The 12,033-nt window shown below is 71.0% G+C and carries 12 protein-coding genes; 8 read left to right on the forward strand and 4 right to left on the reverse strand.

The features are described from left to right. Positions 1-41: 41 nt before the first annotated feature. From galT to galK, 3 genes are read left to right on the forward strand one after another with little or no spacing between them, the layout of a single operon-like run. Positions 42-1,100 carry a galactose-1-phosphate uridylyltransferase gene (gene galT / locus CP970_RS25535; RefSeq protein WP_055544053.1) on the forward strand — a complete coding sequence of 353 codons (1,059 nt, stop codon included), beginning with the start codon at positions 42-44 and terminating at the stop codon, positions 1,098-1,100. Continuing rightward, complete coding sequence (gene galE / locus CP970_RS25540) at positions 1,097-2,056, forward strand: UDP-glucose 4-epimerase GalE (protein WP_055544052.1); 960 nt, start codon at positions 1,097-1,099, stop codon at positions 2,054-2,056. Before galT ends, galE begins: the two co-directional genes overlap by 4 nt. Positions 2,057-2,081: 25 nt before the next feature. Further along, entirely contained in the window at positions 2,082-3,239 is a 1,158-nt protein-coding gene (gene galK, locus CP970_RS25545) for a galactokinase (protein WP_055544051.1), read from the forward strand. Between the two features lie 22 nt (positions 3,240-3,261). Here galK and CP970_RS25550 read toward each other — a convergent pair whose 3' ends face one another. Beyond that, a complete protein-coding gene (locus tag CP970_RS25550; protein ID WP_079043164.1) occupies positions 3,262-3,717 on the reverse strand; it encodes a GNAT family N-acetyltransferase in 456 nt (151 codons plus the stop codon). Positions 3,718-3,997: 280 nt separating this feature from the next. On the opposite strand from CP970_RS25550, the gene CP970_RS25555 reads away from it, so the two are divergent. Then, a complete protein-coding gene (locus CP970_RS25555) occupies positions 3,998-4,774 on the forward strand; it encodes a LuxR C-terminal-related transcriptional regulator (protein WP_055544049.1) in 777 nt (258 codons plus the stop codon). On the opposite strand, the gene CP970_RS25560 is transcribed toward CP970_RS25555, so the two are convergent. Next, a complete protein-coding gene (locus CP970_RS25560; RefSeq protein WP_055544048.1) occupies positions 4,733-5,230 on the reverse strand; it encodes a MarR family winged helix-turn-helix transcriptional regulator in 498 nt (165 codons plus the stop codon). The two genes, CP970_RS25555 and CP970_RS25560, sit on opposite strands and share 42 nt — an antisense overlap. 65 nt (positions 5,231-5,295) lie before the next feature. On the opposite strand from CP970_RS25560, the gene CP970_RS25565 reads away from it, so the two are divergent. The 3 genes from CP970_RS25565 to CP970_RS25575 all read left to right on the forward strand — a co-directional run bounded on the left by CP970_RS25565 (position 5,296) and on the right by CP970_RS25575 (position 7,277). Next, positions 5,296-6,159 carry a trans-aconitate 2-methyltransferase gene (locus CP970_RS25565; protein WP_055544047.1) on the forward strand — a complete coding sequence of 288 codons (864 nt, stop codon included), beginning with the start codon at positions 5,296-5,298 and terminating at the stop codon, positions 6,157-6,159. Next, complete coding sequence (locus CP970_RS25570; protein ID WP_055544046.1) at positions 6,159-6,527, forward strand: VOC family protein; 369 nt, start codon at positions 6,159-6,161, stop codon at positions 6,525-6,527. Before CP970_RS25565 ends, CP970_RS25570 begins: the two co-directional genes overlap by 1 nt. Before the next feature lie 123 nt (positions 6,528-6,650). Beyond that, the gene (locus CP970_RS25575) at positions 6,651-7,277 is read left to right on the forward strand and encodes a Uma2 family endonuclease (RefSeq protein ID WP_055544045.1); all 627 of its coding nucleotides are present in this window, start codon (positions 6,651-6,653) and stop codon (positions 7,275-7,277) included. 31 nt (positions 7,278-7,308) lie between these two features. Here the strand turns inward: CP970_RS25575 and CP970_RS25580 are convergent, their stop codons facing one another. Then, a complete protein-coding gene (locus CP970_RS25580) occupies positions 7,309-7,989 on the reverse strand; it encodes a TetR/AcrR family transcriptional regulator (RefSeq protein WP_055544044.1) in 681 nt (226 codons plus the stop codon). After that, positions 7,986-9,008: an acyl-CoA desaturase gene (locus tag CP970_RS25585; RefSeq protein WP_055544043.1), complete on the reverse strand. Its 1,023-nt coding sequence runs from the start codon at positions 9,006-9,008 to the stop codon at positions 7,986-7,988. Before CP970_RS25585 ends, CP970_RS25580 begins: the two co-directional genes overlap by 4 nt. Before the next feature lie 268 nt (positions 9,009-9,276). Between CP970_RS25585 and ppc the strand changes: the two genes are divergently transcribed. Beyond that, entirely contained in the window at positions 9,277-12,030 is a 2,754-nt protein-coding gene (gene ppc, locus CP970_RS25590) for a phosphoenolpyruvate carboxylase (protein WP_055544042.1), read from the forward strand. The last annotated feature ends 3 nt before the right edge of the window (positions 12,031-12,033 follow it).

The raw sequence follows: 12,033 nt of genomic DNA on the forward strand, positions 1-12,033 counted from the left end.
TATGTTCGGTTCTGTTGGGTGGGTGGTGAGGAGCCCCGGACGTGAAGAAGACCTCGACCCGTCTCGCCGACGGTCGTGAGCTCATCTACTACGACAAGCGTGACGACGCGGTGCGCGACGCCGTGGACCGGCGGCCGCTCGGCCCCGTCTCCACCACGTCGGAGATCCGCAGGGACCCGCTGCTCGGCGACAGCGTGGCCATCGCCTCGCACCGCCAGGGCCGCACCTACCACCCGCCGGCCGACGAGTGCCCGCTCTGCCCCTCCGCCGACGGGCGCTCCAGCGAGATCCCGGACTCCGCGTACGACGTCGCGGTCTTCGAGAACCGCTTCCCCTCGCTCGCGGGCGACGCGGGCCGCTGCGAGGTCGTCTGCTTCACCTCCGACCACGACGCGTCCTTCGCCGACCTCACCGAGGAGCAGGCCGGGCTCGTCCTGGAGGCCTGGACCGACCGCACCGCCGAGCTGTCCCACCTGCCCGCCGTGACACAGGTGTTCTGCTTCGAGAACCGGGGCGCCGAGATCGGCGTGACCCTCGGACATCCGCACGGGCAGATCTACGCCTACCCCTTCGTCACCCCGCGCACCGACCTGATGCTCCGCTCGCTCGCCGCGCACAAGGAGGCGACGGGCGGCCGCAACCTCTTCGACGACGTCCTCGCCGACGAGCGCACGGGGGAGCGGGTCGTCCTGGAGGGTGAACACTGGGTGGCCTTCGTGCCGTACGCCGCGCACTGGCCCTACGAGGTGCACCTCTACCCCAAGCGCCGGGTGCCCGACCTGCTCGCGCTCGACGAGGCCGCGCGCACGGAGTTCCCACAGGTCTACCTGGAACTGTTGAAGCGCTTCGACCGGATCTTCGGGGAGCCCGCGCCGACGCCGTACATCGCGGCCTGGCACCAGGCACCCTTCGGTCCCCTAGAGGGACATGACGGGGTCAACCGGGACGACTTCGCCCTCCACCTCGAACTTTTCACGATCCGCCGCACTTCGGGCAAGCTGAAGTTCCTCGCGGGTTCCGAATCCGGCATGAGCGTGTTCATCAACGACGTGCCGCCGGAAACCGCGGCCCAGCGACTGCGAGAGGTAGCGAGTTCATGAGCGGTAAGTACCTGGTCACCGGTGGCGCGGGCTATGTCGGAAGCGTGGTCGCCCAGCACCTGATCGAGGCCGGTCACGAGGTCACCGTCCTCGACAACCTCTCGACCGGCTTCCGCGAGGGCGTCCCCGGCGGCGCCACGTTCGTCGAGGGCGACATCCGCGATGCCGCCAAGTGGCTGGATTCCTCGTACGACGCGGTCCTGCACTTCGCCGCCTTCTCGCAGGTCGGCGAGTCCGTCGTCAAGCCCGAGAAGTACTGGGACAACAACGTCGGCGGCACCATGGCGCTGCTCGCCGCGATGCGCGACGCGGGCGTGCGCAGGCTCGTCTTCTCCTCCACCGCCGCGACCTACGGCGAGCCCGTGAACACCCCCATCACGGAGGCCGACCCGACCGCCCCCACCTCGCCGTACGGCGCCTCCAAGCTCGCCGTCGACCACATGATCACCGGCGAGGCGACCGCGCACGGCCTGGCCGCGGTCTCGCTGCGCTACTTCAACGTCGCGGGCGCCTACGGCCAGTTCGGCGAGCGCCACGACCCCGAGTCGCACCTCATCCCGCTCGTCCTCCAGGTCGCGCAGGGCAGCCGCGAGGCGATCAGCGTCTTCGGCGACGACTACCCGACGCCCGACGGCACCTGCGTGCGCGACTACATCCACGTCGCCGACCTCGCGGAGGCGCACCTCCTCGCGGTCGCGGCGGCCACCCCGGGCGAACATCTCATCTGCAACTTGGGCAACGGCAACGGCTTCTCCGTGCGCGAGGTCATCGAGACCGTCCGCAAGGTCACCGGGCACCCGATCCCCGAGGTCCTCGCGGAGCGCCGCGGCGGCGACCCCGCCGTCCTCGTCGCGTCCGCCGCCACCGCGCACGACAAGCTCGGCTGGCAGCCGTCCCGCGCGGATCTCGCGGGCATCGTCGCCGACGCCTGGGCGTTCGCCCGGCGCACGGCATAACTCATTCATGGAGGGCAGGGGGCTCATGGGTCCGGTCACCGAAGTCGCCGAGCAGTTCACCGAGTTGTACGGGCACGTGCCGGACGGCGTCTGGTCGGCGCCGGGCCGTGTCAATCTCATCGGCGAGTACACGGACGTCAACGAGGGCTTCGTGATGCCCCTAGCCCTCCCGCACACGGTGGTCGCCGCCGTCTCCCGGCGCACCGACGGCGTCCTGCGGCTGCACTCCGCGGACATCGACGCCCCCGTCGTCGAACTGCGCGTCGACGAACTGGCTCCGCTGTCCGACGGCGGCGGCTGGGCGGCCTACCCCGCCGGTGTCGTCTGGGCGCTGCGGGCGGCCGGACACCCGGTCGGCGGCGCGGACCTGCACCTCGCGTCGACGGTGCCGACGGGGGCGGGCCTGTCCTCATCGGCCGCCCTTGAGGTGGTCACCGCGCTCGCCCTCAACGAACTGTTCGAACTCGGGCTTTCCCGGCCCGAGTTGGCGGTCCTTTCGCAGCGCGCGGAGAACGCCTTCGTCGGCGTGCCGTGCGGCGTCATGGACCAGATGGCGTCGGCCTGCTGCACCGAGGGCCACGCCCTGCACCTGGACTGCAGGGACCTGTCCATACGCCAGGTCCCCTTCGACCTCGCGGCGCACGGCCTGTGCCTCCTGGTCGTCGACACCCGCGTGAAGCACGAGCTGGGCGACGGCGCCTACGCGGAGCGGCGCGCGGGCTGCGAGGAGGGCGCGCGGGCCCTCGGCGTCTCCCATCTGCGGGACGTCCCGTACGCCGGTCTCGACGACGCCCTGGCCCGGCTGACGGACGACAGGGTCCGTCGCTACGTACGCCACATCGTCACGGACGACGAGCGCGTGGAGCGGATCATCGGGCTGCTCGACGCGGGCGACGTGCGGGGCATCGGCACCGCCCTGACCGAGGGGCACGCCTCGCTGCGCGACGACTTCCGCATCTCCTGCCCGGAGCTGGACCTCGCGGTGGAGACCGCGAACACGGCCGGTGCGTACGGTGCCCGGATGACCGGCGGCGGTTTCGGCGGCTCGGCGCTCCTGCTCGTGGAGGCGGCCGAGGCGGAGACGGTGACGAAGTCGGTCGAGGCGGCGTTCGCGGCGGCCGGGTACACGGCGCCGCGGGTGTTCCCTGCGGTGGCGTCGGCGGGGGCGCGGCGGGAGGCCTGAGCGGTGGCTCAGGAGCCGTGGCTCAGGCCAGCTTCTTGGTGAGGGTGAACTCCTTGGCCCCTTCGGGGTAGTCGGGGATCACGCAGACCAGTTCGTAGCCGTGGCTCCGGTAGAAGCCGGGGGCCTGGAAGTCCCAGGTCTCCACGCGGGAGCGGGCGCAGCCGCGGTCCTCGCGGGCGACGCGCTCCGCCTCGTCGAGCAGGCGCGAGCCGAGGCCCGCGCCGCGGTGCCGCTCGGCCACCCAGAGGTAATTGACGTGCAGCCAGCGGCCCCAGGTGTGCGCGGCGAGCCCGGCCGCGATGTCACCCGCCTCGTCCAGCGCCCAGAGCGCCAGCGGTACTTCCTGGTCGTGGGGGGTGCCGCGCAGGGCGCGGAGCACGGGCGAGGCCGCGTCATCGGCCTCCCTGAGCCGCGAACGAAGCAGACCAAGCCGCTCTTTGTCGACTCCTGTCTCCATACGAAACATACGGCTCACCATAAACGCGTCGGCCAATCAGTTCTGCAAATCACCTTCCGCTCCCGGCGTCCGGCTCTACTCTGAAGAACAGTGCCGGTGGGGGCCGGCGCTGATCAGGGGGCGAGACAGTCGGGTACGACGCCCGGTGGTACGCGTGGGGACCAGTGGTCAGGCACGGCGGCGGCCGTGCGACCGCGTCGACCCCTCGCGCCGGGCGCCGTACCCGCACCGATCACTCCCCGACGGTCTTCGGACGGGGGTATCCCCGGCTCCTTGCAGGAGCTTGGGGAAGGGGGTTTCTGTGGTTCGCATTCGAGTCCTGGTCGTCGACGACCACCGCATCTTCGCCGAGTCACTGGCCGCCGCGCTGGCGGCCGAGCCTGACGTGGACGTGTCCGCCGCGGGCAGTGGTCCCGCCGCGCTGCGCTGCCTGGAGCGGGCGATCACCGAAGGGCGCAGATTCGATGTCCTGCTCGTCGACGCCGACCTCGGCAGCACCGCGAGCGCGCTGCAGGGCGCCCGCCCCGCCGTCCCGGTCCAGGAGGGCAACGCCGACGGTCTGGTCGACGGCATCTCCCTGGTCGCGGGCGTCCGTTCGGGCCAGCCCGCCGTGCGTACGGTCGTGCTCGCGGAGAAGGACGACCCGCGCCGCGCGGCCCTCGCGCTGCAGGCGGGCGCCTCGGGATGGGTCGCCAAGGACTGCTCCCTGTCCCGGCTCCTGACGGTGATACGCGGCGTCCTGCGGGACGAGACGCATCTGCCGCCCGCACTGCTCACCGGTGTCCTGCGCGAGCTGACCGCGGCCCGCAAGCACCGCACCGAGTCCGAGCGCCTCGTGGAGTCCCTGACCCCGCGCGAGCGCGAGGTGCTGCGCTGCATGGTGGCGGGCCTGGGCAGGAAGGCGGTCGCGGAGCGCCTCTTCCTCTCCCCGCACACGGTGCGCACCCACATGCAGAACGTGCTCGGCAAGCTGGGTGTCCACTCCACCCTCGCCGCCGTCGCGCTCGCGCGCCGCGCCGGGGTCGGCCCGGTCGACCTAGCCGGGGATGTTGTCGAACGGGGCGGTCAACTGGCGTAGCAGCGCCGCCAGTTCGCCTCGCTGGCCGCGGGAGAGCTCAGCGAGGATGGCCCGCTCCTGTTCGAGCAGTCCGGCGAGGGCCTGGTCCGCGCGGTCCTGGCCCTCGCCGGTCAGGCGGACGAGTACGCCGCGCCGGTCGCTGGGGTCGGGCAGGCGCTCGACGAGGCCCTTCTTGGCCAGGCGGTCGATGCGGTTCGTCATCGTGCCCGAGGTCACCAGGGTCTGGGTGAGCAGCTGGCCGGGGGAGAGCTGGTAGGGCGCGCCCGCGCGCCGCAGCGACGTCAGGACGTCGAACTCCCAGGGCTCCAGGCTGTGCTCGGAGAAGGCGAGTCTGCGGGCGCGGTCCAGGTGCCGCGCGAGCCTGCTCACGCGGCTGAGCACCTCGAGTGGTTCCACGTCGAGGTCAGGGCGCTCCCGGCGCCATGCTGCGACCAGCCGATCGACCTCGTCCTCCATGGCGATCAGTGTAGGGGGTCCCTCGACATGAAGTCTCTTGACATCAAGATATCTCGGGATCGAGGATGGGATGGCGCCCACATTTCCACGAGGAGGCCACCGTGTCCGCTGCCGTCTGGGATCCGCGTCAGTACCTGCGCCACGAGGGCCATCGCGCCCGGCCCTTCGTGGATCTGCTCGCCCGCGTCCCCGAACCACCGGCCACCGGGCGGGCGCCGCGCGTCGCCGACCTCGGCTGCGGTCCCGGCAACGTCACCCGGCTCCTCGCCGAGCGGTGGCCCGCCGCGCATATCACCGGGTTCGACAACTCCCCTCAGATGCTGGACAGGGCGGCCGGGCTCGCGGGCCCCACGGACGGCGGCGGCCGCCTCGACTTCGCCCACGCCGATGCCGCGGACTGGGCCCCGGCCCCCGGGACGTACGACCTGATCCTCTCCAACGCGACCCTGCAGTGGGTGCCGGGCCACCCCGACTCCTTCCCCGCCTGGATCTCCGCTCTTGCCCCCGGCGGCACGTTCGCCTTCCAGGTGCCGGGCAACTTCGACGCGCCCAGCCACGTCCTGATGCGGGAGCTGAGCGAGTCCGACCGCTGGCGCGACCGCCTCGGCGGACTCCTGCGCCACGCGGACGCGGTGCTCTCGCCGGGGGCGTACCTGGAGCGGCTCGCGGGCCTCGGCTGCGAGGTCGACGCCTGGGAGACGACGTACCAGCACCTCCTGCCGGGCGAGGACCCCGTCCTGGACTGGGTCAAGGGCACGGGCCTGCGCCCGGTCCTGACGGCGCTCGCGGACGACGCGGAGGCGACGGAGGCGTTCCTCGCGGAGTACCGGGAACTGCTGCGCAAGGCGTACCCGCCGACGCCAGGACACGGCACGGTGTTCCCGTTCCGGCGGGTGTTCGCGGTGGCCCGCAAGGGGCCGGGGGCCTGATGCTGGCGGGCATCGACCACGTCCAGCTCGCGGCGCCACCCGGCAGCGAGACACAGCTGCGCTCGTACTACATCGGTGTCCTCGGCATGACCGAGACCCCCAAGCCGCCCGTGCTGGCGGCGCGCGGCGGCTGCTGGTTCGAGGCGGGGGCCGGGGCCGTGCGGCTGCACCTGGGCATCGAGGCGGACTTCCGCCCCGCGAGGAAGGCCCACCCCGGACTCCTCGTGCGGGACATCGAGGCGTACGCCGACCGCCTGGTCGCGCACGACGCCGAGGTCGTCTGGGACGAGAACCTGCCGGGGCACCGCCGCTTCTACTCGTGGGACCCGGTCGGGAACCGGCTGGAATTCCTCGAAGCGTTGGCCTGACCTCGCACTTTTGAGTGATCGCAGGGGCTTTCGGTCCGTGGGGGCGGTGTGGGTCATAGCGTGCCCGTGTCGCTTGTGCCGCAGTGGCGCCCGCGCCCACACTGATGGAGGAGGTGCTGCACGATGACCGCTCTCGCACATGAGGTGACTCCCGTGGTGAACAACCCGGTACCTGACTTGGACGAGGTCCTGTGGCAGGCGTGGAAGGCCATGGATCTCCCCGAGGGCTATCGGGCCGAGATCATCGAGGGAGCCATCGAGGTGTCGCCTACCGGTCGCCGTCGTCACACGGTGCTCATCAACCGTCTCCGTAGGGCTCTGGAAGCCCACCTGAAGGGCAGCGACTACGCGGCCTATCAGGATGGCAACATCATTTACCGTCGTAAGGCATGGATTCCCGACCTCTTCGTCGCCCCCGAAGACCTTGACGAGATCCCCGACGAAGAAGACCTCGGCATCGACGCCGCCGGAGTCGCCATGGTCGTCGAGGTCGTCTCGCCGGGCAGTCGCAACATCGAGCGCGACCGCGACCGCGTCCGCAAGCGCCGCGAGTACTCCCGCGCGGGCATCCCCGTCTACGTGATCATCGACGACTTCGACGAGGAGGGTGCCGTCCTCGTGCTGTCCCTTCCGAACGAGAAGAAGGCGACGTACGAGGAGGAGCACCGCGTCCCCTACGGCACCGAAGCCGTCGTCCCGAGCGGGCCCGCCAAGGGACTCGCCATCGGCGAGGAGATCACGCGGAGCTGAGGGAGCGGGGCCCCGCTCTCAGCCCTTCCGGTCAGCTCTTCCTGTGCCCTATCAACCGCGGCTTCGGCTCAAGCCCGTCGAGCCCGTGCCACGCCAGGTTGACCAGGTGCGCCGCCACCTCCGCCTTCTTCGGCTTGCGGACGTCGAGCCACCACTGGCCCGTCAGCGCGACCATGCCGACCAGCGCCTGCGCGTACAGCGGGGCGAGCTTCTGGTCGAAGCCGCGGCCCTTGAACTCCTGGCCCAGGATGTCCTCGACCTGCGTCGCGATGTCCGAGATCAGGGACGCGAAGGTGCCGGTGGACTGCGCGACGGGGGAGTCGCGGACCAGGATGCGGAAGCCGTCCGTGTACGTCTCGATGTAGTCGAGGAGCGCGAAGGCGGCCTGTTCGAGGAGTTCCCGGGGGTGCCCTGCGGTCAGCGCCCCCGTCACCATGTCCAGCAGCGCCCGCATCTCGCGGTCCACCACCACCGCGTACAGACCTTCCTTGCCGCCGAAGTGCTCGTAGACGACCGGCTTGGAGACCCCGGCCTTGGCCGCGATCTCCTCCACCGACGTGCCCTCGAAGCCCTTGGCGGCGAAGAGTGTGCGGCCGATGTCGAGGAGCTGCTCCCGGCGCTCGGCACCCGTCATCCGGGTCCGACGGGTGCGCCGGGGCTGCTTCTCTTTGCTGGAGGAGTTGCTGGAGTCGGTCGCCACGTCGTCAATCATGCCGGGTCGGCGGCGCGCGGAACGCGGCGGGACTCGATGCGTGACTTCGAGGGCCAGCGCACGTCGTACGCCCAGCCGAGCCGCTCGCACCAGCGGATGATCCGTGCCGAGGAGTCGACCTGGCCGCGCATCACACCGTGCCGCGCCGACGTCGGGTCTGCGTGGTGGAGGTTGTGCCAGGACTCGCCGCAGGACAGCACGGCGAGCCACCACACGTTGCCCGAGCGGTCGCGGGACTTGAAGGGGCGCTTGCCCACCGCGTGGCAGATGGAGTTGATCGACCAGGTCACGTGGTGCAGCAGCGCGACGCGGACCAGGGAGCCCCAGAAGAAGGCCGTGACGGCGCCCCACCACGACATCGTGACCAGGCCGCCGACCAGCGGCGGGATGCCGAGCGAGACGATCGTCCAGAGCAGGAACTGCCGGGAGACGCGGCGGATCGCCGGGTCCTTGATCAGGTCGGGCGCGTACTTCTCCTGAGACGTCTGCTCCTCGTCGAACATCCAGCCGATGTGCGCCCACCACAGGCCCTTCATCAGGGCCGGGACCGTCTCGCCGAAGCGCCACGGCGAGTGCGGGTCGCCCTCCGCGTCGGAGAACTTGTGGTGCTTGCGGTGGTCGGCCACCCAGCGGACCAGGGGCCCTTCCACGGCCATGGACCCGGCGACGGCGAGCGCGATCCGCAGCGGCCGCTTGGCCTTGAAGGAGCCGTGCGTGAAGTAGCGGTGGAAGCCGATCGTGATGCCGTGGCAGCCCAGGTAGTACATGAAGACGAGCAGGCCCAGGTCCAGCCAGCTCACGCCCCAGCCCCAGACCAGCGGCACCGCGGCGAGCAGGGCGAGGAACGGCACGGTGATGAACAGGAGCAGTGCGATCTGTTCGAGCGACCGTTTCTGCTCGCCGCCCAGGGTCGCGGACGGATGCGCGGACGGGTCGGCGTCGACGTCGGCGGTCGGCGCCGTCCGCGAAGCGTCTTCGATCACATCGGTGCCGGAGTAGGCATCGGACGTTGTCGTCATGGGCACGTCCCCTGGGGGGTCGAGGAATGAGGGTTGTCTACGGGCACGCGGGAACGGACCGGATTCTTTCCTACGGTTCCGTAACCTACGGCGACGTAAGTATGGCAGTGCGAAGCGCCGCGGCAAGAGGCCGCGAGCTCCGCGCTCCGAAGTGACACCTATCCTTGGACACGGTCGGACAGCGCGGTCCGCTCTGTTTCTCCCCCGGATCCCCACCGGGGACCCCTCCCAGTCTTGAAGCGCTTCAACACTGCAAGGAGCCGCACCTGTGAGCAGTGCCGACGACCAGGGCCAGCAGGCCACCAGCACCGCAAGCACCGCAAGCACCGAGCTGCGCGCGGACATCCGCCGCCTCGGCGATCTGCTCGGCGAGACCCTCGTACGCCAGGAGGGCCCCGAGCTCCTCGAACTGGTCGAGAAGGTCCGCCGCCTGACGCGCGAGGACGGCGAGGCCGCCGCGAAGCTGCTCGGCGGCACGGAGCTGGAGACCGCCGCCAAGCTGGTCCGTGCCTTTTCCACGTACTTCCATCTGGCGAACGTCACCGAGCAGGTCCACCGCGGCCGCGAGCTGCGCGCCAAGCGGGCCGCCGAGGGCGGTCTCCTGGCCCGCACCGCGGACCGGCTCAAGGACGCCGACCCCGATCACCTGCGCCAGACCGTGCAGAACCTCAACGTGCGCCCCGTCTTCACCGCGCACCCCACGGAGGCCGCCCGCCGCTCCGTGCTCAACAAGCTCCGGCGCGTCGCCGAGCTCCTGGAGACCCCGGTCATCGAGTCCGACCGGCGCCGCCACGATGTCCGCCTGGCCGAGAACATCGACCTGGTGTGGCAGACCGACGAGCTCCGCGTGGTGCGCCCCGAGCCCGCCGACGAGGCCCGCAACGCCATCTACTACCTCGACGAGCTGCACGCGGGCGCCGTCGGCGACGTCCTGGAGGACCTCACCGCCGAGCTGGAGCGCGTCGGCGTCGAGCTGCCCGAGGGCACCAGGCCGCTCAGCTTCGGCACCTGGATCGGCGGCGACCGCGACGGCAACCCGAACGTGACGCCCGCCGTCACCTGGGACGTCCTGATCCTCCAGCACGAGCACGGCATCAACGACGCGCTCGACATGATCGACGAGCTGCGAGGCTTCCTCTCCAACTCCATCCGCTACACCGGAGCCACCGAGGAGCTGAAGGCGTCCCTCCAGTGCGACCTGGAGCGGCTGCCCGAGATCAGCCCCCGCTACAAGCGCCTCAACTCCGAGGAGCCCTACCGCCTCAAGGCCACCTGCATCCGGCAGAAGCTGGAGAACACCAAGCAGCGCCTGGCCAAGGGCACCGCGCACGAGGAAGGCCGCGACTACCTCGGCACCGCCGAGCTCTTGCACGACCTCACGCTCATCCAGACCTCGCTGCGCGAGCACAAGGGCGCCCTGTTCGCCGACGGCCGGATGAACCGCACCATCCGTACGCTCGCGGCCTTCGGTCTGCAGCTGGCCACGATGGACGTGCGCGAGCACGCGGACGCCCACCACCACGCGCTCGGCCAGCTCTTCGACCGGCTCGGCGAGGAGTCCTGGCGCTACGCGGACATGCCCCGCGAGTACCGGCAGAAGCTGCTCGCCAAGGAGCTGCGTTCGCGGCGGCCGCTCGGTCCTTCCCCGGCGCCGGTGGACGCGGCGGGCGAGAAGACCCTCGGTGTCTTCCTCACCGTCAAGAAGGCCCTGGAGGTCTTCGGGCCCGAGGTCATCGAGTCGTACATCATCTCGATGTGCCAGGGCGCCGACGACGTGTTCGCCGCCGCCGTGCTCGCCCGCGAGGCGGGCCTGATCGACCTGCACGCGGGCTGGGCGAAGATCGGCATCGTGCCGCTCCTGGAGACCACCGACGAGCTGCGCGCCGCCGACGTCATCCTCGACGAGATGCTCGCCGACCCCTCCTACCGCCGTCTCGTCGCCCTGCGCGGCGACGTCCAGGAGGTCATGCTCGGGTACTCCGACTCCTCCAAGTTCGGCGGCATCACCACCTCGCAGTGGGAGATCCACCGCGCCCAGCGCAGGCTCCGTGACGTCGCGCACCGCTACGGCGTGCGGCTGCGCCTCTTCCACGGCCGCGGCGGCACCGTCGGCCGCGGTGGCGGCCCCTCGCACGACGCGATCCTCGCGCAGCCCTGGGGCACCCTGGAGGGCGAGATCAAGGTGACCGAGCAGGGCGAGGTCATCTCCGACAAGTACCTGGTGCCTTCACTGGCCCGCGAGAACCTCGAACTGACCGTCGCGGCGACGCTGCAGGCCTCCGCGCTGCACACCTCGCCGCGCCAGTCCGACGAGGCGCTCGCCCGCTGGGACGCCGCCATGGACGTCGTCTCGGACGCCGCGCACTCCGCGTACCGCAAGCTGGTCGAGGACCCGGACCTGCCGACGTACTTCCTCGCCTCCACGCCGGTCGACCAGCTCGCCGACCTGCACCTGGGCTCGCGGCCGTCGCGCCGCCCCGGCTCGGGCGTCTCGCTCGACGGCCTGCGCGCCATCCCGTGGGTCTTCGGCTGGACCCAGTCGCGGCAGATCGTGCCCGGCTGGTTCGGTGTGGGCTCCGGCCTGAAGGCGCTGCGCGAGGCCGGTCTCGACACCGTCCTCGACGAGATGCACGAGCACTGGCACTTCTTCCGCAACTTCATCTCCAACGTCGAGATGACGCTCGCGAAGACGGACCTGCGCATCGCCCGGCACTACGTCGACACCCTGGTGCCCGACGAGCTCAAGCACGTCTTCGCCGACATCGAGGCCGAGCACGAGCTGACCGTGAAGGAGGTCCTGCGGATCAGCGGGGGGACCGAACTCCTCGGCTCCCAGCCGGTCCTGCGGCAGACGTTCGCGATCCGCGACGCCTACCTGGACCCGATCTCCTACCTCCAGGTCGCCCTCCTCAAGCGCCAGCGCGACGCGGCGGCCGCGGGCACCGAGCCCGACCCGCTGCTCGGCCGCGCGCTGCTGCTCACCGTGAACGGCGTCGCGGCGGGCCTGCGCAACACCGGCTGACAC

The organism is Streptomyces kanamyceticus, assembly GCF_008704495.1.
Taxonomy (GTDB): Bacteria; Actinomycetota; Actinomycetes; order Streptomycetales; family Streptomycetaceae; genus Streptomyces; species Streptomyces kanamyceticus.